Origin of the sequence: Gymnodinialimonas mytili, assembly GCF_037544085.1 — a bacterium.
Classification (GTDB): Bacteria; Pseudomonadota; Alphaproteobacteria; order Rhodobacterales; family Rhodobacteraceae; genus Gymnodinialimonas; species Gymnodinialimonas mytili.
Genome location: NZ_JBBIFW010000001.1, coordinates 1,607,358 through 1,630,558, shown reverse-complemented (window position 1 = coordinate 1,630,558; position 23,201 = coordinate 1,607,358). Strand labels below are relative to the sequence as shown.

The following is a 23,201-nucleotide window of genomic DNA, read 5'->3' as shown; positions in this document are numbered from 1 at the left end:
ATCCATTCATATACGAGATGCCCATATCAGCACAGATATTGTCTTTTGGGAGAGTTCCATGCCTAGAACTGCCTTGATCCTCGGCGCCTCTGGCCGGTTCGGTCGCAATGCTGCCAACGCGTTAGAAAGGTCCGGTTGGACCATTCGTCGGTTCAATCGAAACCGTGATGATCTGAACGATGCGGCTATGGGGGCCGATATCATCGTGAACGCCTGGAACCCGCTCTATGCCGAATGGGCGAAGGTTGTTCCGGGCCTCACCCAACAGGTGATCAAGGCCGCGCGGGCCAGCGGTGCCCGCGTGTTTATTCCTGGAAACATCTATGTGTATGGCGCGAACATGCCGCCAATTCTGACCCGCGAGACGCCGCATCTTGCGCAGAATCCGCTCGGTAGGTTGCGGCGCGACCTTGAAGATGCGTATCGTCAGAGCGGTGTGAAAACCGTTGTCCTGCGCGGTGGCGACTTCTTGGATACCAAAGCCTCGGGAAGTTGGTTTGACCGGATTATCGCCAAAAAGGTGGCGTCTGGGGTTGTGACGTATCCCGGCGACATGCAGGTGTGCCATGCTTGGGCTTACCTGCCGGATATGACCGATACGCTTGTACGACTAGCCAATCACCCCGAAGACCTGCCAGAGTTCTTGGACCTGCCGTTTGATGGCTACAATCTGACAGGCACAGAGTTGGTGACCGCGATGTCCCAAGTTCTTGGCCGTCCATTGCGCGGCAAATCCATGGCTTGGCTGCCGATCAAATTGGCGCGCCCGTTTTGGCAAGAGGCCAAATATCTGCTTGAGATGCGCTATCTTTGGAACACGCCCCATAGCGTGGATGGCGCGGAATTGGCCAAATGGGTACCTGAGCGTCAGCGAACGCCGCTGCACGACGCTTTAAGGCGCGCGTTGGCCGATTTGACTTAAAATTGCACGTCGACCCATACCAATCGGTGGTCCGAGGCCTCTGCTGCGGTCTCGGCCCGGGCGCCGTCCTCCGGCCATAAAACGCCGCTGTCGACCACATTCAGAACGGTTGCAGGCAGAATGTAGTCAACCCTTAGATCGCCTGGAACTGGGTCCTCCCAATCGGCGGTCGCAAGGCCACCGGCGCCTGTGGGCCGCGGGTCTTGCAACGCGGGATGTCTCAACAGCGCATCTATCCCGCGGCGCAGCCCTTCTCCCCGATCAGGATCAACATTGAACGTGCCCAACACCGCGAAATGCGCCGCGACAAAGCTGGTGCCTTCTGGCGTCCAGCCGTCCAGGTAGAGCGACCAGAACCGCAGCTCATCGGCGTTGCGCAACCCATTCCGATCCTCGGGCCCGTCGAAAACGGGCGGCGTTGCGTGAGACATCAGGATATGAATCGGTCCTGCTGGCGCCATGACCTCGACGTCCCAGGCGCCCACGGTATGTAGTCGTAGGACCTCTAGCGCATCTGGCGCAGTCACCTCAGCGGCGCGAGACTCGGGTAGGTCACGCCAAAGCAGCTCGGAGAAATCGCGTATTGCACCAATCGGATAGCGCGATAGCAAAACCATACCGCCAGCCCCGCTGAATCGCCCATATCCATGGGCATCGCGCGCTAAATCATTACGTCCGTCCCCGTCCAGGTCAAAACCTGTGGGACGCCCGGTATTGGGCCGCAACGAGACGAAATGGGGGTAATCAAGACCGCGATCGAACAATGCGGTGCGCAGGGCTGTGACAGCGGAACCACCACCGTCATAGTCGAAATCCTGCAATGCGAGGATGTCGGCATTGGCGTTTAAAATAATATCCAGGCTCGCAGGGGCAGACTCATCCCCGCGAATGATGTCCTGCAGCATTACACCGGGTCCGCGCCCGGAAAGCGATGTGTGAAAGGTGGCGAGCCTTATTGAGTCCGCCAGCGCCGGGGCAGCAAGGCAGACCACGACCAGGCTTGCCGCGATCTGGCGACAGCACTTGCCGAGATATCGACTGGCTGGTCGCCGTTGAGGCCCGCAACCAGCCGTGCCCGCCGCGCCCGGATCATGTTGGAGATCCGCAGCATCGCTTGCCCGCGCATGACAAGGCTGAGGGGGAGAAACATCCATATTACAATTGCCCAAACCATCGTATGCGGCGATGCCAGCACCGGGACCTGCAATTGGTTCGCCCCCATGACCGCCACCACTGGAATGACAAATGGCGCGAAAAGTCCAAAGATAATGTTAACTTGCCCATCGCGTCTTAGTCTTTTGATAACGTCTCCGCCGGCAGTGGGATCGAAGGTGGGCAGATTTACCCAGACGTTGAACGGATTGTTTCGATTGGGCCAGCGCTCCAGACGGATCAGGGCGGAGAAGATAAACAGCGCAATGAGTGTGATCAGCATCGACAATCCGGCCATGGCCTGAACTTGTTCCGCTGTGCGAGAATTCACGCCCTGCGGAAGGTGCTCAAGAACCAGGGTCAGAGGGCTCATCCCGAAATCAAGCGCCCGTCCGACCAGAAAGCCTAAGGCGCTGATAACCATGACCAATGTGGACTCGTTTGGATCAAATCCGGCAATTGCGCTGCACCCAAACAGCATAAGCAGCAACGCAATGACGCGGACACGGTTAAATGGAGCAGCATCCCGGAATTCAACCAATCCAGGGTAGCGGGCACCGTATTCGATGGCGGTAAAGACACCTAGGATCAACGCGACCAGCGTCACCATTTGTGCGCCTTCAGTCGTTGTTCCGGGAATTAAGAGCGAAGGTGTTGCGATCACAACCATGATGACCGCCGCACGCAACCATGCGCTGACTATCCGATAAACCACTGCTGCTACCTCAGCGTTAGCCCCAATTCGTGTTGAAGCTTTTAGTTATGATTTTAGCCTTCTTTCTGGCTTGATCTGTCCAAATTTGTGCAATTTGCGCCAGATCATTCCCAATCGCGGCCTTATTTCACCATAGTCCTGCCCTGATTAGGCAAAGCTCGCAAGTATTCAGGCACGCTTATGCGAGGTAGCAGTGCTGAACCTGTCACTGAATTGCACCACTAAGTGGTGACGCGGATGGCTCTAGACCCAGGGCCGCGCTTGGCTTGCCTGGCCTTCAAACGTATCGATAGCCGCTGCTTTTTCCAGCGTTAGACCGATGTCATCAAGGCCATTTATCAAGCAATGCTTGCGGAACGGGTCGACGTCAAAACTGATCGAGCCACCGTCTGGTCCGGTAATGGTCTGGCTTTCCAGATCTACCGTGACAACTGCATTGGCTCCGCGCTCGGCGTCATCCATTAATTTGTCGACCTCTTCCTGAGGCAGCACGATTGGAAGAATGCCGTTCTTGAAGCAGTTGTTAAAAAAGATGTCGGCAAAGCTGGTGGCGATCACACAGCGAATGCCAAAGTCCAATAGCGCCCAGGGTGCATGTTCGCGCGACGAACCGCAACCGAAGTTATCGCCAGCGACCAAGATCTGCGCCTCGCGATAGGCGGGTTTATTCAGCACAAAATCGACAATCTCGTTGCCGTCATCATCGTAGCGCATTTCGTCGAAAAGGTTCACGCCAAGGCCAGACCGTTTGATCGTCTTTAGAAATTGCTTGGGGATGATCATGTCGGTGTCGACATTGATCAGGGGCATAGGCGCGGCAATGCCGGTCAATTTCGTGAACTTGTCCATGGCGCTCTCCTTCGGTCGCGTTGGGATTAGCCGCTCAAGCCGTGGGCTACAAGGTCACTCGGGGACCGCGAAGGTCATATTCGCCCAGTGGGTGACCCAAATTGCGCCGCCCTCCGTGCTGGGCTCAACCGGCTCAAGAAACACGGCATCGGCCATGTAGGTAATTCCCGGCTCCACCGGCAGCGTAACGATTCCGTCGCCATCGGTGCGGTGCAGCGTTATCTCGACGTCGCCATCGTCATCTTCGGCAAACAGTTCAACCTGATAATCGGGCTGCAATGCGCCATCATACCAAAGCTCCATGCGCATCCCGTCGCCTGTTTCACCCATATAGGGGTTGGTCAGCGCCACAAGTTCCGCACGCAGGCCAACACGCCTGTCAGCGCCAGTCCCGTATTCGATTGCAACCAGCGATTTGGCGTAGCGGATATAGTCCTCGGTGACGTCGTCCTGACTCAGCTCGCGGTCGACATGCATCGCGGTGACATCGCCCAGATCCTTGTGATTGGCGAAGTTCAAGAACCGCTCCCATTCCGACCAGGTAATGGTCTGTCCGGCGGTTTGGTGCACGACCACGGCCAAACCTGCGGGCAGTTCTGCGACGTTCAATGCCGGTACATCGCCCAATCGGCCATCCACCGGCAGAGCTTCTCCGTCGGCGATCACATCGAAGGTTTCGAAGTTGCGCGGCAGGTAGCTTAACGCCGCGCCCGAGAAGTCCTGACCGACCCGTAGGTCACCCAGCAACGGCTCACCCGCGGCCAAGGTGTAATCCTCGGGATCGATCCAGAATTCATGGGCGATGCCCTTGCCTGTTAGAACGATTAGCGCAAATGTCGCGGCCAGATACACGGATTTCATAAAAGGTCCTTCCGATGGGTAGGTTAACGATGTTGCGGCCCGCGCTGTTGTCAATTGCACTTCTCTTCACGGTTTTACCAGCTGCAGCCCATGAAATCCGTCCGACCATCGCCGATATCGAAATCGGCGAGGCGGAGATGACAATGTCGCTGCGCACCACGCTGGAGGCTTTGATCTCCGGGGTTGATCTAAGCCTTGTGGACGATACCAACGACGCCCCCGAGGCTGCGATCTATGACCGATTGAGGGCGATGGAGCCCGCTGCCCTTGAACAGGCGTTTCGAGATGCATGGCCGCGGATCAGCGAGGGGTTTCTGATCGAGGTCGATGGAGAGCGGTTGAGCCCCGAGATCGGCGCGCTTCAGATCCCAAACATCGGCGATATCGAACTGCCCCGCGACTCCCTTCTGACGGTCACAGCGACGCTGCCGGAGGGTGACGCTGGCGTGCGCGTGGGTCTCGCCCCGCAATTCGGCACTTTCGTGCCTCGGCAGATCGGTGGAGGCGAGAATGCCTATGAAGGGTTTTTGGATGGCGGTAGCCTGACCCCTGAATTGCCCCGCGGTGAGGCTCTGACCGAAGGCGCCTGGCCGGTCTTTCTGCGCTATGTCGGCGCGGGGTTTGAACACATCATTCCATTGGGCCTTGATCATATCCTGTTCGTCCTTGGCCTGTTCTTTTTTGCCACACGCTTCGGTCCGCTTCTATGGCAGGTCACCGCGTTTACGGTTGCCCATACGATCACGCTGGCCCTGGCGTCGACCGGGGTGGTCAGCGTCCCCGCCAGTATTGTGGAGCCGTTGATTGCCGCGACGATCGTCTATGTCGGGGTCGAGAATACGCTGGGTTGGGGCAATATCCGCGGGCGAACGTTGCTCGTCTTTGCCTTCGGGCTCCTGCATGGCTTGGGCTTTGCCAGCGTGTTGGGGGATTACGGTATCGCATCGGACCGCTTTGCCGTGGCTCTGATCGGCTTCAATATCGGTGTGGAGTTCGGTCAGTTGGCCGTGATCGCCATCGCATTCGCGCTGGTCGGATGGTTTATGACCAAAGAATGGTATCGCAAAGCCATTGCCATCCCCGCTTCGCTGGTGATTGCAGCGATTGGCGCTTTCTGGGTGGTGGAACGGACCTTGCTGTGACCGGTCCCCGCCGCGCAACCGCTTGAGGTTCCTTCGTCAGAATGCCCGTTGGCTTGCCACAGGGCTTTTGCTCGCCTTGGGCTCTTCCTTTGGTCAGACCTATTTCATCTCACTCTTCGCAGGCGAGATCCGCACAGCCTATCGTCTGACCGATGGTCAATGGGGCGGGATCTATACCCTGGCCACAATCAGTTCGGCGGTCTTACTGATCGTCTTCGGCGGGCGAGCCGATACGGTACCTTTGTCACGCCTTGCCCCGATTGTCGCTATCATGCTGGCCGGGGCCGCTATGCTGATGGCGCTAGGACAAAACCTATGGACCTTGTTGATCGCGGTCTTTCTGCTGCGCTTCTGCGGGCAAGGAATGATGACCCATATGAAAGCCACTGCCATGGCGCGATGGTTTGTGGCGACCCGTGGGCGGGCCATGGCGATCACCAATTTGGGCTACCCGATTGGTGAGGCTTTATTGCCGGCGGTGACGGTCGGCATCATCGCCTGGATCGGATGGCGAGGAACTTGGGGCCTTGCTGCCGGGCTGATCGTTCTGGCCCTTATCCCGGCTCTTTTGTGGCTGTTGGCGCAGGACCGGTCGCCGACGGGCTTGGATGGTGGGCGTGGCGCTCCTGGCCTGCAGGGGCGGCATTGGACCCGGTCCGAAGTGCTGCGCCATCCGCTGTTCTATGCCCTCGTTCCGCTGCTGCTGACACCCGGCTTTATCGGCACAGTCATATTCTTTCACGCCGTCCACGTAGCAGAGGTGAAAGGCTGGAGCTTACCTGCCATGGCGCCCAGCTACGCGGCCTATGCGGCGGCAAGCGTGGGGATGGGCTTTGTTGCCGGATTTCTGTCGGACCGCTTTGGCCCAGTGCGTTTGCTGCCGATTGTGCTGATCCCCGAAGGCATCGGCATGTTTCTCATGGCGCCCGCTGAAACGCCGGTGGGCTGGTCGGTGGCTTTGTTCCTGGTGGGGGTGACAAACGGCATCTCTGCGACGATTGCAGGCACGTTGCTGCCTGGCCTCTTCGGCACCAACCATTTGGGCTCCGTCCGGTCCATCGCGACGGCGATCATGGTGTTTTCGACAGCGATCGGGCCAGGGATCACCGGTTGGTTCATCGACCGCGGTGTCAGTTTTCCAGATCAAGGTGTCGCGATGGGGCTGTGGTGCTTTGCGCTGAGCCTCGCGTTGATCCCGGTGATGATGTGGACACAACGACTTCAACGCGAACGGGCGCCCGGTTAAAGGCGCCCGTCCGTGATCGGGATCGGGCTAGGCTTATTCCCAACCCACTTCGTTAAAGATCTCTTGGGCCAGCGGCACGTTTTCTGCCACAGCTGCCAGGTCGACATCGTCGCCTTCGAATTCGCCCAGCTCCTGTACGGATGGCGCAATCTCGACCCCTTCGACAACGGGGTATTCGTCATTGCCCGCACTGAAATATTGCTGCGCCTGGTCAGAGGCGAGGTATTCCATAAAGGCCACCGCAGCCTCGGCATTCGGAGCATTTGCAGCAACACCGCCGCCTGATAGGTTCACATGGGCGCCATTTCCGCCTTGGTCGGGGAAGACCCAGCCGATATTCGCGCGCGCATCTTCGGGCAGGCCGTCAACCTCGGTGCGGATGGCCCGCGCGAAGTAGTAGGTGTTCGAGATTGCGATATCGCATTCACCCGATACCAGACCGCGCAGCTGGTCGGTATCACCGCCTTGCGGATCACGCGCGAAGTTGTTCACCACGCCAGCGGCCCATTCACGGGCGGACTCTTCGCCGAAGTTTTCGATCACGGCGCTCAACAGCGTTTGCGAGTAAACGTTGGTCGAGGACCGGTGACACACCATACCCTCATAGGCGGGATCGGCCAGATCCACATAGGTCTGCGGCGGCGTTTCCACATCGGCGGTATCGTAGAAGATGATCCGTGCGCGCTGGCTAAAGCCGAACCACAGATTATCGTCGTCGCGCAGGTTTTCAGGGATGCGTTCAGCCAGAACATCGCTTTCGACCGGCTGCAGCAGGCCCAAATCGGCGGCGCGCTGCAAACGGCTGGTATCGACGGTCAGGAACACGTCGGCGGGGCTGTTGGCGCCTTCGGCTTCCATCCGCGCGATCAGCTCATCCGCATTGCCTTCGATCCGGTTGATTGTGATGCCGGTGGCGTCGGTGAAGTCCGAGTACAGACGCTCGTCGGTATCGTAGTGGCGCGAGGAATAAAGGTTCAGCTCTTGCGCCTGTGCCGCGGTGGCGGCCGAAACGGCAATGGTGGTGCCCAAAAGGGCGGTCATGATGCGAGTCATAGAAGGCTCCCTGATTTACCCGACTAAAATAGTCAGAGGCCTTGAAGCCGACTCCGCGCGGCTGGTCAAGAGATTTCCGACAAAAACTATCGGGTTAATAGGCGATGGACGTTGTGGCGCGGAATAGTCAGGGTGCGCCAGGCCATGGAGGAGGCACGAATGCGGGTAGGTTTGGCATTTCTGGTGATCGCATACTGCCTAAGCCAGTTTTTTCGGGCCTATTTGGCGGTTTTGGCACCTTTGCTCCGAGAGGAACTAGGGCTTAGCACCTCGGATCTATCCTTCGCATCTGGCATCTGGTTCATCAGCTTTGCAGTGATGCAATTGCCAGTGGGCTGGGCGCTGGACACCTGGGGGCCTAGGCGCACGGTGTCGATTCTGTTCAGCTTTGGCGCTGTTGGTGGTGTGGTCGTGATGGCCATGGCGCAAGGGCCTGTCGGAATTGCGCTTGGCATGGCCTTGATCGGTATCGGGTGCGCACCGGTTCTGATGGCGAGCTATTATATCTTCGCGCGGGTGTTCTCAGCGGCTGTCTTTGGCACCTTGGCCGGGGTAACCGTTGGTGTCAGTTCCTTCGGCAACCTTTTATCGGCAGCGCCCCTTGCTGCGACGATAGAGGCCTTTGGGTGGCGCGAGACCCTGTGGGCGACATCCGCCTTCACGGCATTGATCGCGATTGGGATCGTACTTTGTGTCCGTAACCCGCAAAAACCCGCCGGTGAGGCAAAGGGCTCTTTCGCCGAGCTTCTTCGGATCCGCGCCCTTTGGCCGATCCTTGCGGGCATGTTCATCTGCTATGCGCCTGTCGCGGGCATTCGGGGTTTATGGATCAGCCCCTATATCGATGATCGCTTTGGTGCGAGCTTGGATCAGATTGGCGTCGCAACGCTGGTCATGGGCTTGTCCATGGTTTTGGGCAACTTCCTTTATGGTCCAATCGATCGCATCTTCGGCAGTCTGAAATGGCCGATTCTGATTGGCAATGCTGCGGTGGCTTTGATGTGCCTTGCATTGTTCCTGGCTCCGCCGGGGCAGATCACGGCGACTATTGTAATCTTTGCAGTGATTGGGGTGTGTGGCGCGTCTTATCCCGCGGTCATGTCCCATGGGCGCGCATTTCTGCCACCACATCTGACAGGGCGGGGCGTGACCTTGTTGAACATGTTTGGAATGGGGGGCGCAGGGGTGATGCAATTTGCATCGGGCCCCGCCCATGCGCGGTTCGCGCAGCTTGTCGGCACCGAGGATGCCTATGGCCTGCTATTCGCGGCGATTGCAGCCGCCATCCTGCTCGGGTTGATCGCCTATAGCGCGGCCCAAGACGGGCCGCGCTATCGTGAGGGATAGCCTGGCTCAGGCCGCGCGGCGCCGCCGGTTGCGGCGGGGTTTGCGCGGCTGACCATTCCCGGCGCCTGCAGCGGCATTGGTCTTGCCGCCACTGCCTTGAGGCTTCCGCTTGGCAGAGCCTTGGGGCCGACGCCGCGCACCCCTTTGGGGTTTCTCGACCTTGACCGGATCGGGCCGCGTTCCACTTGCCACCGGAATGCTGATTTTCATCAGCTTTTCGATCTGCTTCAACAGATCGACCTCTTCCGCCGAGCAGAACGCAATCGCTTCGCCTTCGCGGCCTGCGCGTGCGGTGCGACCAATGCGATGTACGTAATTGTCTGGCGTATCAGGCAATTCGTAGTTGATCACATAGGCCACGCCGGGAATGTCGATCCCACGGGCGGCCACATCGGTTGCCACCAGAATTTTTACACTTCCCTCGCGGAAGGCTTTGATCGCACGGTCACGCTGACCCTGGGATTTGTTTCCGTGGATCGAAGCGGCGTTAAATCCGTCAGCAACAAGTCCTTTCATCAGCTTCTCACAGCCGTGTTTGGTGCGCCCGAAGACCAGAACCAGCGCGTCAGGGTCTTGCGACAGGATTTCGCGCAGTTTTGCGCCTTTTGCGGGTTTGGGTAGGAAATGAACGCTCTGCGTGACTTTGTCCGCCGCTTTCCCGGGCGGAGAGACCTGAACCCGCTTGGGGTTCGTCAGGTAGGATTTCGACAATTCCTCCATCTGTTTCGGCATCGTGGCCGAGAACAACATGGTCTGACGTGGTGTGCCCAATTCCGGCGCAATCCGGCGCAATGCGTGGATGAAGCCCAGGTCAAGCATCTGGTCGGCCTCGTCCAACACCAGATGGCGGGTCGAGCTTAGATCGATGGCGCCGCGATCCATCAGGTCGATCAAACGGCCAGGCGTGGCGACCAGAATATCGGTGCCGCGGGACAAGGTGCTGATCTGACGCCCGATGCTTTGCCCGCCCACAACGGTGGCCACTTTGACCGGGCTGTTCTGGGTGAACACGCGCAGGCTATCGGCGATCTGGTTCACCAATTCGCGGGTCGGGGCCAAAATTAGCGCACGGGCTGTCTTTGGCTCTGGCTTACCGTGGAGCCCTAGAAGATGTTCCAGCAGTGGAAGGCCGAACGCCAGCGTTTTGCCGGTGCCGGTCTGGGCGAGGCCCAGAATGTCGTGACCGTCCAAGGCCAGGGGGATGGCTTGGTTCTGGATCGGAGTGGGTTCGGTGAACCCCGCGGTTTTCAAGGTCTTGGCGAGCGTCGGCTTCAAACCAAGCATATCAAAGTCAAACAAATCATGTCCTTTCAGGTCCACGCCGATCAAGCGCAGACCAAGGGGCCGCTTACAAAGCGGCTGAGCGAGGGCGCGACCAGACGGCGACTCCGTCGATCGTCAAGAACCCTGCGTGATGGGGATCCGGGGGGAATGTCATCAATGCTGAGGGCCCTGGAATGGGCGTCTGCTCACGCGGCAGTGCAGCATCGCTATGAAGCACTTGGAGCGCGCAAGGCCGCATGTCAAGGGAAAGCGCCATAGGCGACCGTGATGACCCCTTTCAAAACTTGTGTCCATGCGCCCCCTTTCCTTGGGCCGAGGCTTGGCTTATGTGCGCCAGCATCCAACCAAAGGATGAAGAGAATGGGCTATAAAGTCGTCGTCGCGGGCGCCACCGGCAATGTGGGCCGCGAAATGCTTAACATCCTGGCCGAGCGCCAGTTTCCCATCGATGAGATCGTGGCGCTGGCGTCGCGCCGGTCGCTGGGCACGGAATGCAGCTTTGGGGATCAAACCCTGACGACGAAGGATTTGGACACGTTCGACTTCACCGGCTGGGACATCGCGCTGTTTGCGATCGGGTCTGATGCGACCAAGCAATACGCGCCCAAAGCGGCCAAGGCGGGTTGCGTGGTGATCGATAACTCGTCGCTCTATCGCTACGACCCCGACATTCCGCTGGTTGTGCCGGAGGTGAACCCAGAGGCGGTCGACGATTACGCGAAGAAGAACATCATCGCGAACCCGAATTGTTCGACTGCGCAGATGGTCGTTGCATTGAAGCCGCTGCATGACCGGGCGCGGATCAAGCGGGTGGTCGTGTCGACTTATCAATCCGTCAGCGGGTCGGGCAAAGACGCGATGGATGAGCTTTGGAACCAGACCAAGGGTATGTATGTGCCGGGTCAGGAGGTTGAGCCGTCCGTCTATCCCAAGCAGATCGCGTTTAACGTGATCCCGCATATCGATGTGTTCATGGATAGCGGCGACACGAAAGAGGAATGGAAAATGGTCGCCGAGACGAAGAAGATCATCGACCCGGCCATCAAGGTCACGGCGACCTGTGTGCGGGTGCCTGTCTTTGTCGGACATTCCGAGTCCATCAACATCGAAACCGAGGATTTCCTGGACGAGGACGAGGCGCGCGATATCCTGCGGGAGGCACCGGGCATCATGGTCATCGATAAGCGCGAGGATGGCGGTTACGCGACGCCGGTGGAATGCGCGGGTGATTTTGCCACATTCGTCAGCCGTATCCGGCAGGATGTGACCATTGAGAACGGCCTGAACCTATGGTGCGTGTCAGACAATTTGCGCAAAGGTGCGGCGTTGAACGCCGTGCAGATCGCCGAGACGCTGGGCAATCGGGTCCTAAAAAAAGCATAGGCTTTCCAGGGCGGCGGGGCGCTCCCGCCCCCCTCGACCTACGGTCTGCGGGTGTTGGGCCGAGCGCGCCGGATGGCCTTCGGCCATGTCGGCGCGGCCCCGTTGCGCATAACGGACATTATTTCACATCGAACCCAAGGATTGGGGCAGGCCCTGCGTCAAAGGAATAATGCTGCGGTCACAAAGCGCCGGAAATCTGCCCTTGTTCGCGCTGGATCCGGTGCAGAGATTGCGGCCAACCCAGAATTCAAGGACCCTTTTCGATGATGAAACGCATTTTTTTGACGACAGCATTGAGTGCGACCTTTCCACTTATAGCCCAGGCTGACGACCTGTTGATCCGGGCCGAGCTGACCGAGGCCGTCGTGTTTGGGCAAGGCGCCGATGTCATCCGCTCCGGTGCTGTCACCATCCCTGCCGGGCAGCATCGCTTGCTGATTGCGATGCCCGATCTGGACGCAGCACAATTGCCCCAAATCACGGCATCCGACGGTGTTACGCTTGGTCTGCCGCAGCGTGTCTTCAACCATCCCGTGGCCGAAGGCGCCTTGGATGATGCAGAGCAAGCGACCGCGCGGGCCGCGTTGGAGGCCGCCGAAGATGACGCGCAAGCCGCGCAAGATGCGTTGACCGAGGCCAACACACGCATCCGATCGATTGAAACCCAGCAAGGTTATATTGCCGCAATCCTGCGCGGAGGCGATAGCGGTGTGGCGATGCCGGAAGATCCCGCTCTCGTCCCACAATTCCTTGCCACGCTTGGCGCCGAAAGTGCGCGCCTGGCCGATGAATTGCTAGAGGCCGAGGTCGCGCGCCGCGATCTATCAGAGGCTGTGACCGATGCGCAGCGGGCAGTTGCAGACACCACACGTGCCCTGCAGGATCTGTCACCCATCGGATTGCAGGTCGGGGTTTTTGCCATTGACGTGACTGCCGTAGCAGAGACGGAGGCGCAGATCGAGCTGTCTTACTTCACCCACAACGCGGCTTGGCAGCCAAGCTATGAGCTGGCGTTGAACACCCAGACGGATATCCTGGAAATCGACCGCTATGTCACGTTGCAAACCTTTGGCGCGGCGCGGTGGAAAGACGTCGCGGTGACTTTTTCGACCTCGGATCCTTTCCGAGACCGCGCGCCTACCGAGCTGTCCTCGATCCCTGCGCGGATTGAACCGCCACGGCCGCAGGCACAGGATGGCTACGCATCTTTGGGCGGTTTGCGACAAGCCGATGCCCTTGTACCTCCGTCACAACCCCTGGGCGCTCCGATGGCGGAGCCTACTGCAATCGAAGAAAGCGCTGTCGTGGCCAGTTTTGACGGCCTGTCCGTGACCTACGACTATCCGCGCCCCGTGACCATCGGCGCCGATGGTCAAGCCTTGCTGAACTTCGATACGTTGGAATTGTCGGTCGAGACGGAGAACCGAGCTGTTCCGCGCTGGGATGACACAGCGTTCTTGGTTGCAATGGGCGACAATACGACCGGCGAGCCGATCCTGCCTGGGCAGGCGCGCTTTTATCGCGACGGCGCCTTGCTCGGCGAAGGTTTCGTCCCCCTGATCGCGGCGGGCGCCGAGACCGAAATGGCGTTTGGTGCGTTGGATCATCTGCAATTGACCTGGATCGACCGGTCTCTGGCCGAAGGGGATCGTGGCATCTTTACGACCTCAACCACGCAAAACCGGCAGATCAGTTTTGGTGTGGAAAACACCGGAACCGAGCCAGAAACCGTGCGGGTGCTTTATGCGACACCCTTCGCCGAGCAAGAGGATCTGGATTTGGATCTGAGCCTCAGCCCGCGTCCGACAGAAGAGAACGTGGATGATGCGCGCGGTGTCCATGCCTGGGATTTGGACGTCTCGCCCAGGGAAGACGTGATGATTGATATGGATGTGTCGTTTGAATTCCCCGAAGGTCAGATCCTGACGTGGCGGCCATAGGCGCCAAAGCTGGGCCTATTCCTCCACGCTGTTTTGCAATCTCGTCAGGCCCCGTTCATAATCGGGGCCGACCATGCCATCCATGAACAGTCCGAACCAGCGGCCCACGGGGCCTTGACCCATATTGGCGTTGAGGCCCCATGTCACGCGGGTGACGGTTTCGCTTTCCGGTTCAAGCCGCCACCACGCATCCGCCGTGCCCATATCGCCAAAATCCAAAGCGGTAAGAACAAGTTCATTTTCAATGACTTCAACAATTTCTTGCCGTCCATTGCCAACATTTGGATGCTCGGATGTCCATTCCATCGCATTGCCAATTCCAGTGACCGGTCCGGAATAGGTGACCTGCATGTCCGGGTCGAAATCGGCCCACGGGGACCACTCCGCGAAGGCCTGAAGCGATGCGACATGCGGGAAGATGTCCGCCGGTTCTGCTTCGATTAGAATTTGACGCTCTACCACCTGATATTGCGGTAGAAAAAAGCCCGTCACCACCAGGCCGATAGCAAGGCCGACCAATGTGATCAGGAGATTGCTAAATAAGCGCATGGGATCCTCCGGCATATCTTCTTTGCCGGTTATCCTACCATAGGGACGCGCGCCGCACCTAGGCCACGCTAGAAGCGTTCTGCGCGCAAAACCTCACAATCACTAACCGTGATGACCCCGATATGGCTTTCAACAACGGCGAACGCTTTGTTCAACAGATCATCCAGCTTATCGGGTGAGATGATGCAGATAACCTGAACCATACCCTGCCCGCGCCCTACTTGGCCTTCGCGAGTCCAACGGCCAGAGCGTCCTCCGCCCGCGAGCACAGGCAGGATCGAATAACCGGTCACGCCGGCGTCTTCCATTGCGTCGGTCAGGCGCGATTGCATGACGGCTTCGATGATCACGGCCACGCGTTTGGCTTGGTGGGTCTGCATGCTCTATCCTCCGGTCAAGGCCGTGGCGACCGCCAGATAAAGCGGGATGCCAAGCGTTAGATTGAATGGGAACGTCACGCCAAGCGACAGCGTCAGGTAGATTGACGGGTTCGCTTCGGGCAGGGCGACGCGCATGGCCGCTGGCACAGCGATGTAGGAGGCCGAGGCGCTGAGCGTCATAAACAGCATCACGCCACCGGTACTAAGCCCCAACAACAAACCTGCAACCAAGCCAAGAGAGCTTCCTATCACGGGCATCAACACGCCAAACAGGAACAGTCCCGGTTTCAGTACACCACGCGCCTCGCGCAACCCGCGGCCTGCGACCAATCCCATATCCAGCAAGAACAGGCACAACACACCCTGGAATGGCGTGACGATGAACGGGGCGATCAGATCCAATCCCTCGGCGCCCGTGATGCAACCGATCAGGAACGAGCCGACCAGCAGCACGATCGATCCATTCAACAGGATCTCGCGGATCAGTGTGCCGTCCATCTGTGCGGCGCCTTTGTCAAAGCGGGCGATCAGCCACAGCGCTGATAGGATCGCCGGGGCTTCCATCACAGCAGCCACAGCCACCATATAGCCCTCGGTCGTGAGCCCGCTGGCCGTCGCGACAGAGGTCGCAGCCACGAATGTCACAATCGAAATTGATCCATAATGCCCTGCAACCGCGGCCGCATCGGTCACCGATAGCCCCGTCATCACACGCAACAGCGCAAAGGCCAGGATCGGGATGGCGAAGGAGAGGATCAGCCCTGCAAAAAGCGATAGGACCAGCGTCGCATCAATTCCGTGATCCGCAACGCTCGCCCCGCCCTTGAAGCCGATGGCAAACAGCAGATAGATCGACATGCCCTTTGCGACAGCCTCCGGGATCGACAGATCCGAGCGCGCAAAGGCGGCGGCAACGCCAAGGGCAAAGAACAGGATGATGGGTGACAAAAGATTGTCTGCGGCCAGCGCCAGCATACCCTCCATGGGGTGGTCCTCCGATCTTAGGCCGGTCTGCGCCGTTTAGGACCCGTATGGGCCGCATGCAAGTCAGGTGCGTTGAAAATGGCGCAACTGACCATCAAAGGTTTCCAGATCCATATCGGCGATATCGGCCCATAGACCATGCAGGCTCAGTGTTCCGGCATCGACAGCGGCTTTCACAAACGGATAGCTCAGCAAGTTTTCAAGGCTCACATGGATGCCTTCTTTTTCCAGCGCCGTCTGCCGTGCCTCAGGGTCTGTGATATCTTCAACCCGCGCAAAGCCGGGGCGCAGCACGTCCAACCAGCGACCAATGAAGCTTTCTTTCTTGTCGAAGTCCGGCGCGTGGCCTGTACACATCGAAATGCATCCTGCGACCCCGCCACAATGGGAATGTCCCATGATCAGGATATGCTCGACCTTCAGATGCTTGACGGCAAATTCAACGGCGGCCGCGGTGCCGTGATGTTCCCCGTCCGGCGTATAGGGCGGCACCAGATTGGCGATATTGCGGTGTACGAACAATTCGCCTGTCCGTTGCCCGAAGACCGAGTTGATGGCCACCCGGCTGTCGCAGCAGGCGATTACCATGGCACGTGGATTTTGCCCCTCATCGGCGAGCTTTCGAAACCAATCACGGTTTTCGGGAAAGGCGGTATCTTTCCAATCGCGATAGCGGTCGAGCAGATAATCCGGCAATGATCTGACGCGGTGCATTTGTCGTGTTCCTCCATCTGTCCGGGCGCCGACAATCCCCCAGATTCCAGTCAAATTTGCCGTGCTTGGGTCCGTGTAATCAATGGTTTGTTCATGGCGCAGTGTAAATGTCGCCGCACCCAGAGATGGGCGCCCTGTGGTGGGGGCGAAAATTGGAGTGAGACAATGCTTAGGACGGCCGGGGGTGACGTGCGCGCCCCGATTATGGAATTGGACATACAGGAACCGGCGCGGTTTAACCCCGACCGGCTCGAAGAGCTGTGCCATCGGATCGGCGAAGTGCGTGCCGAAGCCGAAGTGGCGTTGGCTCTGCATCGAATATCGGAACTTCTGCCGACCCTGCGCACAGCCATGCGGGATGATGAAGAGGCGTTCTTGACCGCCCTCGACACCATCGTCGCCGATGCCGAATTGATTGGCATGGCCACACTGGGTCGGGTTGCGCGCAGCGTCTTGGATAGCTTTGCGACCAACAATTTGGTGGCATTGGCGGCGACACTGGCGCGGTTGGAACGGGTCGGCGATCGGTCAATTCATGCCGTTTGGGATTTGGAAGATCTGTCGAGCTGATCCCACCTTGCGGCCCCCGTTCGACGCGCTAGGCTACGGCGCGATGAAAAGGGGGCTGAAATGCCGATGCAATTTGCCGATGCCGGGCCCGAAGCCCTTCCAATCTACCTGGTCGATAGTGATGCGCCCGAGGTCATCTTGGGCGAGATGGCGCAAGACCTTGCGGATTGGGCGGCGTTCAACGGCTTTCGTGGGCAGTTGGGGCGATCTCTGGTTCTCCCTAGCCGAGCGGGTGCGCTGATCGGTATCGGCACGGCCAATGGCCGAGCGCGGACTCGATTTGCCGTGGGCGCTGCCATTGCAAAACTGCCCGATGCGCTGTTTCAGATCGTCAATCCGCCGCCACCCGGCGCGGATCTTGATGAGATTGCGATGGGCTATCTGCTCTCGCAATATCGCTTCGACCGATACCGGGACCAACCCAAACCCAAAGCCCGTCTCGTTGCGCCCGAGGGTATCGACACCCCGCGTCTGTCCCAGATTGCAACATCCGAGGCGCTGACGCGGGATCTGATCAATACGCCCGCGGAAGATATGGGGCCCGACGCGCTTGAAGCCGCGATTGCCGATCTTGCGGCGCAATTCGGCGCGCAGGTTGCGTCGATCATCGGCGATGACTTGCTGGCGCAGAATTTCCCGCTGATCCATACGGTTGGCCGTGCAGCCGCGCGCACGCCGCGCCTTGTCGAAATGACGTGGGGCGAGACCGGCCCAAAGGTGACGTTGGTCGGTAAGGGCGTGTGTTTCGATACCGGTGGATTGAACCTCAAACCCGGCGCGTCGATGGGATTGATGAAGAAGGATATGGGTGGTGCCGCCAACGTTGTGGGGCTGGCGCGTATGATCATGGCAAGCGGTCTGTCGTGCCGTCTGCGCGTGCTGATCCCGGCGGTCGAGAACAATGTTGCGGGCAATTCCTTCCGGCCCGGCGACATTTTCACGGCCCGAAATGGTCTGACAGTCGAGATCAACAATACCGATGCCGAAGGGCGGCTGGTTCTGGCTGATGCTCTGGCGCTGGCCAGTGAGACGCCACCGGATCTGCTGATCTGCATGGCGACGCTGACCGGTGCTGCGCGTGTCGCTGTCGGCCCCGATATTGCGCCGTTCTACACCGATGATGATAGCTTTGCCGATACGGTGATGCAGGCCGCCGCGCAAACCGCCGATCCGGTCTGGCGTCTGCCGTTTCACGAGCCCTACGAGGCGATGATCGAGCCGGGCATCGCTGACCTGGACAATGCACCCTCTGGCGGCATGGCGGGCTCAATCACTGCCGCATTGTTCTTGCGCCGCTTTGCCAACGTGCCACGGTTTGCTCACTTCGATGTTTATGGGTGGCAGCGCAGCGCTGCGCCCGGACGGCCAAAAGGCGGCGTTGGCCAAGGGATCCGTGCGCTGTTCCATGCCCTGCCCGAGATCTTGCACCCATGATTGCCGATCCGCGCACGACCCCGTCAAACGGACGAATTGCCCATGCGTCCTTGAAGGGCGCGGTTGAGGCCGACCGTTATACCGAGGGCCAATGGATGATGGTCGCCCAGCCGATCACCCATATGACGGATGCTCCCAACGGCGCGCGCATCAGTCAATTGATGTTTGGCGAACGGTTTCTGGTTCTGGATTCCATCAACGGGTTTGCCTTTGGGCAGGCGGAACGTGACGGCTATGTCGGCTATCTGCCCAGCAGCATTCTGTCCCAGGCCGAGGCGCCGACCCATTGGGTCATGGCGCCTGCCACGCATCTCTATCCCCGGGCCGAGTTCAAATCCGCCCCCGATGTGTCGCTGTTCTTCGCCAGCCAGGTCCGTGTGACGGATCAAGAGGGTGAGTTTCGCAGGATCCATACGGGCCACTTCATTCCTGCGCAGCATCTGATGCCGATTTCTGCCCGGTTCAGCGACCCGGTTGGCATCGCCGATCTGTTCCTGGGCACGCCTTACCTGTGGGGCGGGTGCAGCCGTTGGGGGATCGATTGCTCCGGCCTTGTGCAATCCTGCCTGATTGCCTGCGGGCAGCCTTGCCCCCGCGACAGCGACCAACAGGAAGAGATTATGGGCGAGATGATCCCCGATGATGCCCCGCTGAAACGCGGGGATTTGATTTTTTGGGACGGTCACGTGGGCATGATGTCCAGCGATACGATGCTTCTGCACGCCAATGCCCACCACATGGCCGTGGCCTATGAGCCTCTGGAAGACGCCGTCGCGCGGATTGGGGCCAAGGAATTTGGTCAAGTCACGTCGCGCAAACGCGTTGCGCTCAGCTAGTCGACGGCGCGGATCAGCTTGCGTTCCAGCACACGTAGGACAGTCTTTAGATCATGCCCGCGTTTCAAGATGCGCCCGTCCATCCCAACCACTGAGTATTGACCCTGTTTGTCGCGCAGCTTGGGGCGTTTTTCGATGCGATAGATCGGATTCTCCGCGGTGCGCCGAAAGATCGAGAAAACGGCAACATCGCTCAGATGTGAGATGCCGTAGTCCCGCCACTCTCCCGTCGCGACCATCCGCCCGTATAGACCTAAGATCGGACCAAGCTCGGTCCGATGAAAAGCGACCTGTTTCTGGGTGGAGGACGGCCCGGTGGGCTGAAAATGCATGACCATGGGATGATGGTGGGGGTGGCGGGCCGAGTGGTCAAGCGAAACACTCACGCAGGTTGCGCGTTTCCGGCGTTTTCGAGCTGTTTTCTGAGGGTGGTGATCTGCCGCTGAAGGGCGGTCAGATCGGTCTCGGACAGGCCGGTCGCCTCAAGAATACAGCCCTGCGTGGTCATCGCCTGCGCGCGGAGGTCTTTACCTTTCTCCGTCAGCGTCACGAGAAGTCCTCTTTCGTCTTCCGCGTTTCGTTTGCGCTTAAGTAACCCGTTGGCTTCCATGCGTTTTAGCAATGGTGTCAGCGTATTGGTTTCTAACCCGAGATCGGTGCGAAGAGCGCGCAGCGTCACAGCTGCGCCATCGCCGAGTGCAAGAAGAACGATGTATTGCGGGTAAGTCAGCCCCAGCGGCTCCAGCAGCGGGCGATACAAGCGGCCCATCGCATGCTGGGCGGAATATAGCGCAAAACAGATCATGTCCTGCGGTGTTTGAATGGGTTCCGTCATCGCGCAAACATAGTCGCACGCGATATAATCGCAAGCGGTTGACATTGGCAGTTATCAGATAGATATATCGTGCACGATATAATCGCCTTCGATAAAAAGGATATCTTATGTCAATCAAGCCAGTCTACGTCGCCCACGCTACAGCCACCGGGGGCCGCGACGGCCGCGCCCGCACCGAGGATGGCAGCATCGATCTGAAACTCGCACCGCCGGTTGAATTGGGCGGCGACGGAAAGGGTAACAACCCCGAACAGCTTTTCGCCGCGGGATATGCCGCGTGTTACATCGGAGCGATGAAGTTTGCCCAATCTCAGGATGCATCCTTGCCCGCTGTGCCAGAAGAGACCAGCGTGACAGCCCAAGTTGGGATCGGCCCGCGCGAGGACCAGGGGTTTGGGTTGCAGGTGATTTTGAACGTGTCTCTGCCTGGCGTCTCGGCAGATGATGCAGCGCGCTTGACGCAGGTAGGCCACGGGATTTGCCCTTACTCGCACGCGACACAGGGCAATATCGACGTTGTCACGAACGTGGTGTGACACCTGATGACTTGATCCGCGCGCAGTGAAAATGTCGCTGCGCGCGGTACATTGTGTTTCAGCTTACGCCCGCACCAGATCCTCATAGCTCTGCGCGATGTCCCGTGTCATTGCGCCGACCTCGAAATTGTAGTCGCCGATCTGGCCCACTGGGGTGACTTCGGCGGCGGTCCCGGTCAGCCAGCATTGCTCGAAGCTTTCCAGTTCCTCGGGCATTATATGGCGCTCGTGGACCTTGATTTGCTTGTCCCGCAGCATTCCGATGACGGTCTGCCGGGTGATCCCGTTCAGGAAGCAATCGGGGTCTGGCGTGTGCACTTCGCCATCTTTCACGAAGAAGATGTTCGCGCCTGTCGCCTCGGCCACATAATTGCGGTAGTCCATGAACAGCGCGTCCGAACAACCCTTGGCCTCCGCTGCATGTTTGGACGTCGTGCAGATCATGTAGAGACCCGCCGCTTTGGCGTGGACCGGGATCGTCTCGGGCGAAGGGCGCTTCCATTTGCTGATATCCAGCTTGGCGCCCTTCATCTTCGCGTCGCCGTAATAGCTGCCCCATTCCCAGGCTGCGATCGCAAGCCGGACGGGGTTCTTCGCAGAACTGACGCCCATATCTTCCCCTGCGCCGCGCCAGGCAACCGCGCGTACATACGCATCGGTTAGGCCGTTGGCCTTCATCACCTCGTATTTCGCGGCCTCGATTTCATCGACGGTATAGGGGATCTCGAAATCGATGCAGCTGGCTGAGTAGTGCAGCCGTTCGGAATGCTTCCGGCTTTCGAAAATCTTACCGTTATAGGCACGTTCGCCCTCAAAAACACTTGAAGCGTAGTGCATCGCATGGGTTAGCAGATGGACATTCGCCGAGCGCCAATCGACCAATGTGCCGTCCATCCAAATCTTTCCATCGCGGTCGTCATAGGCTCCGGCCATTGTCCCATCCTCTCTCCTAAGGTCCGCTACCACTCGGCTCTTGCTTTTCGAAAGTTGCGTAAGTTACGTCCGTACCGGACATATAATTGCGCAAAACGTCAGATTGGCTAGCAATTGATTCTTGGAAAGTCAACAAGGCTGACATAAACTACTCGATATCCGGTGGAGCGGAGAGACGGAAGGACATCAAGATGGCTGAGCGCAGTGCAAGCGCCACCAAGGGTCGTGGCGAGACCCTGCTGTTTCTCACAGACGAGCAATTGCGCCGGGGCATCGAAGCGATGTTCTTCGCCTATCGCGGCTTTACCGCGGATCCGGATCGGATCCTCCATGAGAAAGGGTACGGCCGCGCGCATCACCGCGCGGTTCATTTCATCAACCGCACGCCCGGCACCACGGTCAATAACCTGCTGTCGATCCTGGGTGTCACGAAGCAGAGCTTGAACCGCGTGCTGCGGACGCTGGTCGATGATGGCCTTGTGGAGGCCCGGGTCGGTACACGCGACAAACGCGAACGGCATCTGTTCCTGACCGAGGCCGGACAACAATTGGAACATTCCTTGTCCGAGGCGCAGCGCAACCGGATGCGCGTGGCGTTTCGCAATGCAGGGCCAGAGGCTGTGGCGGGCTTTCGCGCGGTTTTGGAAGAAATGATGGATGCCGATATGCGGCGACACTACGCAAATGGTGGGGAGACGGCGCCATGATCGATATTGGCGCACACTTGCTGATCGTTGACGATGATGAACGTATTCGCATCCTGCTGCAGAAATTCCTGATGCGGAACGGCTTCATGGCAACCGGTGCGCGCGACGCGATTCAGGCCCGGAAGCTGCTTGGTGGACTCAGCTTCGATATGATCGTGCTGGATGTGATGATGCCGGGCGAGGATGGGCTGACCCTTTGCCGCGCAATCCGCGAAGACAGCACCACGCCGATTTTGCTTTTGACAGCCAAGGGCGAGGCCGAGGATCGGATCCAGGGGCTCGAAGCGGGCGCCGACGATTACCTGCCGAAACCGTTTGAGCCGAAAGAGCTGTTGCTGCGCATCAATGCGATCCTGCGTCGGATGCCAACGCCCGATGAAGAGGCGGAGGTGCCACAGGTGCTTCATCTGGGCCCCATTCATTACGATATCGAGCGGGGTGAGATGTGGCAGGGTTCTGATGCCGTGCGCTTGACCGCGACCGAGGCCGCGTTGATGCGGATCTTTGCCCATCAGCCGGGCGAAGCGCTGAGCCGGACGGATCTGGTCAGCCTTCTGAACCGCGACAAGGTCGGTGGAGAGCCTGTTCAAGAACGGGCCGTTGATGTGCAGATCACGCGTTTGCGCCGTAAGATCGAGATGAACCCAAAGCAACCGCGATATCTGCAAACCGTGCGCGGGGCGGGATATATGCTGGCGCCGGACTGAAGGGCGGGCGGACCCGGATCACGACCAACGCCACCCGCATATGGTTGCGATCTGCCTAGCGATGTGGCCCTGGCACTGATATCGGCACGGTACGCCGATAATACGAGGAAATGGTCGAATTG

At 59.0% G+C, this 23,201-nt stretch carries 25 protein-coding genes; 12 read left to right on the top strand and 13 right to left on the bottom strand.

Features of this window, described 5'->3' with window-relative positions; all coding sequences use genetic code 11:
- The first annotated feature begins 58 nt into the window (after positions 1-58).
- Complete coding sequence (locus V8J82_RS08130; protein ID WP_339974027.1) at positions 59-922, top strand: Rossmann-fold NAD(P)-binding domain-containing protein; 864 nt, start codon at positions 59-61, stop codon at positions 920-922.
- Here the strand turns inward: V8J82_RS08130 and V8J82_RS08125 are convergent.
- The 4 genes from V8J82_RS08125 to V8J82_RS08110 all read right to left on the bottom strand — a co-directional run bounded on the left by V8J82_RS08125 (position 919) and on the right by V8J82_RS08110 (position 4,499).
- Positions 919-1,827 carry an endonuclease/exonuclease/phosphatase family protein gene (locus V8J82_RS08125; RefSeq protein ID WP_339974025.1) on the bottom strand — a complete coding sequence of 303 codons (909 nt, stop codon included), beginning with the start codon at positions 1,825-1,827 and terminating at the stop codon, positions 919-921. The two genes, V8J82_RS08130 and V8J82_RS08125, sit on opposite strands and share 4 nt — an antisense overlap.
- Positions 1,828-1,874: 47 nt before the next feature.
- The gene (locus V8J82_RS08120; RefSeq protein ID WP_339974023.1) at positions 1,875-2,744 is read right to left on the bottom strand and encodes a hypothetical protein; all 870 of its coding nucleotides are present in this window, start codon (positions 2,742-2,744) and stop codon (positions 1,875-1,877) included.
- Between the two features lie 288 nt (positions 2,745-3,032).
- On the bottom strand, positions 3,033-3,638 hold the full coding sequence (gene leuD / locus V8J82_RS08115; protein WP_339974021.1) for a 3-isopropylmalate dehydratase small subunit: 606 nt from the start codon (positions 3,636-3,638) through the stop codon (positions 3,033-3,035).
- A gap of 54 nt (positions 3,639-3,692) precedes the next feature.
- Positions 3,693-4,499, bottom strand: a complete 807-nt coding sequence (locus V8J82_RS08110; protein ID WP_339974019.1) for a DUF4198 domain-containing protein — start codon at positions 4,497-4,499, stop codon at positions 3,693-3,695.
- Between the two features lie 14 nt (positions 4,500-4,513).
- On the opposite strand from V8J82_RS08110, the gene V8J82_RS08105 reads away from it, so the two are divergent.
- Complete coding sequence (locus V8J82_RS08105) at positions 4,514-5,641, top strand: HupE/UreJ family protein (RefSeq protein WP_339974017.1); 1,128 nt, start codon at positions 4,514-4,516, stop codon at positions 5,639-5,641.
- A gap of 76 nt (positions 5,642-5,717) precedes the next feature.
- Entirely contained in the window at positions 5,718-6,887 is a 1,170-nt protein-coding gene (locus tag V8J82_RS08100; protein WP_339974015.1) for an MFS transporter, read from the top strand.
- A gap of 33 nt (positions 6,888-6,920) precedes the next feature.
- Here the strand turns inward: V8J82_RS08100 and V8J82_RS08095 are convergent, their stop codons facing one another.
- A complete protein-coding gene (locus V8J82_RS08095) occupies positions 6,921-7,928 on the bottom strand; it encodes an extracellular solute-binding protein (protein ID WP_439650050.1) in 1,008 nt (335 codons plus the stop codon).
- 171 nt (positions 7,929-8,099) lie between these two features.
- Between V8J82_RS08095 and V8J82_RS08090 the strand changes: the two genes are divergently transcribed.
- A complete protein-coding gene (locus tag V8J82_RS08090) occupies positions 8,100-9,287 on the top strand; it encodes an MFS transporter (protein ID WP_339974011.1) in 1,188 nt (395 codons plus the stop codon).
- 6 nt (positions 9,288-9,293) lie between these two features.
- On the opposite strand, the gene V8J82_RS08085 is transcribed toward V8J82_RS08090, so the two are convergent.
- Entirely contained in the window at positions 9,294-10,586 is a 1,293-nt protein-coding gene (locus tag V8J82_RS08085) for a DEAD/DEAH box helicase (protein ID WP_339974009.1), read from the bottom strand.
- A gap of 345 nt (positions 10,587-10,931) precedes the next feature.
- On the opposite strand from V8J82_RS08085, the gene V8J82_RS08080 reads away from it, so the two are divergent.
- Both V8J82_RS08080 and V8J82_RS08075 read left to right on the top strand, forming a co-directional pair.
- The gene (locus V8J82_RS08080; RefSeq protein ID WP_339974007.1) at positions 10,932-11,954 is read left to right on the top strand and encodes an aspartate-semialdehyde dehydrogenase; all 1,023 of its coding nucleotides are present in this window, start codon (positions 10,932-10,934) and stop codon (positions 11,952-11,954) included.
- Between the two features lie 266 nt (positions 11,955-12,220).
- Entirely contained in the window at positions 12,221-13,894 is a 1,674-nt protein-coding gene (locus tag V8J82_RS08075; protein ID WP_339974005.1) for a DUF4139 domain-containing protein, read from the top strand.
- Positions 13,895-13,909: 15 nt separating this feature from the next.
- Here the strand turns inward: V8J82_RS08075 and V8J82_RS08070 are convergent, their stop codons facing one another.
- From V8J82_RS08070 to V8J82_RS08055, 4 genes are all read right to left on the bottom strand, one after another.
- Positions 13,910-14,443, bottom strand: coding sequence for an SRPBCC family protein (locus tag V8J82_RS08070; protein WP_339974003.1), 534 nt, complete (start codon positions 14,441-14,443; stop codon positions 13,910-13,912).
- A 68-nt stretch (positions 14,444-14,511) separates the two neighbouring features.
- Entirely contained in the window at positions 14,512-14,823 is a 312-nt protein-coding gene (locus V8J82_RS08065; RefSeq protein ID WP_339974001.1) for a P-II family nitrogen regulator, read from the bottom strand.
- Positions 14,824-14,826: 3 nt separating this feature from the next.
- Positions 14,827-15,807 (bottom strand): sodium-dependent bicarbonate transport family permease, encoded by a 981-nt coding sequence (locus tag V8J82_RS08060; protein WP_339973999.1) that lies wholly within the window; start codon positions 15,805-15,807, stop codon positions 14,827-14,829.
- Positions 15,808-15,870: 63 nt separating this feature from the next.
- On the bottom strand, positions 15,871-16,521 hold the full coding sequence (locus tag V8J82_RS08055; protein ID WP_339973998.1) for a carbonic anhydrase: 651 nt from the start codon (positions 16,519-16,521) through the stop codon (positions 15,871-15,873).
- Positions 16,522-16,686: 165 nt separating this feature from the next.
- Between V8J82_RS08055 and V8J82_RS08050 the strand changes: the two genes are divergently transcribed.
- From V8J82_RS08050 to V8J82_RS08040, 3 genes are read left to right on the top strand one after another with little or no spacing between them, the layout of a single operon-like run.
- Positions 16,687-17,091, top strand: coding sequence for a hypothetical protein (locus V8J82_RS08050; RefSeq protein ID WP_339973996.1), 405 nt, complete (start codon positions 16,687-16,689; stop codon positions 17,089-17,091).
- Positions 17,092-17,151: 60 nt separating this feature from the next.
- Positions 17,152-18,525, top strand: a complete 1,374-nt coding sequence (locus V8J82_RS08045; protein WP_339973994.1) for a leucyl aminopeptidase family protein — start codon at positions 17,152-17,154, stop codon at positions 18,523-18,525.
- Complete coding sequence (locus V8J82_RS08040) at positions 18,522-19,361, top strand: C40 family peptidase (protein WP_339973992.1); 840 nt, start codon at positions 18,522-18,524, stop codon at positions 19,359-19,361. Before V8J82_RS08045 ends, V8J82_RS08040 begins: the two co-directional genes overlap by 4 nt.
- On the opposite strand, the gene V8J82_RS08035 is transcribed toward V8J82_RS08040, so the two are convergent.
- Both V8J82_RS08035 and V8J82_RS08030 read right to left on the bottom strand, forming a co-directional pair.
- Positions 19,358-19,693: a DUF2794 domain-containing protein gene (locus tag V8J82_RS08035; protein ID WP_439650049.1), complete on the bottom strand. Its 336-nt coding sequence runs from the start codon at positions 19,691-19,693 to the stop codon at positions 19,358-19,360. The two genes, V8J82_RS08040 and V8J82_RS08035, sit on opposite strands and share 4 nt — an antisense overlap.
- Positions 19,694-19,743: 50 nt before the next feature.
- Complete coding sequence (locus V8J82_RS08030) at positions 19,744-20,196, bottom strand: MarR family winged helix-turn-helix transcriptional regulator (protein ID WP_339973988.1); 453 nt, start codon at positions 20,194-20,196, stop codon at positions 19,744-19,746.
- 107 nt (positions 20,197-20,303) lie between these two features.
- Here V8J82_RS08030 and V8J82_RS08025 point away from each other — a divergent pair, with 107 nt between their 5' ends.
- Positions 20,304-20,732: an organic hydroperoxide resistance protein gene (locus tag V8J82_RS08025; protein WP_339973986.1), complete on the top strand. Its 429-nt coding sequence runs from the start codon at positions 20,304-20,306 to the stop codon at positions 20,730-20,732.
- A 63-nt stretch (positions 20,733-20,795) separates the two neighbouring features.
- On the opposite strand, the gene V8J82_RS08020 is transcribed toward V8J82_RS08025, so the two are convergent.
- Positions 20,796-21,665 (bottom strand): branched-chain amino acid aminotransferase, encoded by an 870-nt coding sequence (locus tag V8J82_RS08020; RefSeq protein WP_339973984.1) that lies wholly within the window; start codon positions 21,663-21,665, stop codon positions 20,796-20,798.
- A 191-nt stretch (positions 21,666-21,856) separates the two neighbouring features.
- Here V8J82_RS08020 and V8J82_RS08015 point away from each other — a divergent pair, with 191 nt between their 5' ends.
- On the top strand, positions 21,857-22,372 hold the full coding sequence (locus V8J82_RS08015) for a MarR family winged helix-turn-helix transcriptional regulator (RefSeq protein ID WP_339973980.1): 516 nt from the start codon (positions 21,857-21,859) through the stop codon (positions 22,370-22,372).
- Complete coding sequence (locus tag V8J82_RS08010) at positions 22,369-23,079, top strand: response regulator (RefSeq protein ID WP_339973978.1); 711 nt, start codon at positions 22,369-22,371, stop codon at positions 23,077-23,079. Before V8J82_RS08015 ends, V8J82_RS08010 begins: the two co-directional genes overlap by 4 nt.
- Positions 23,080-23,201 lie beyond the last annotated feature (122 nt).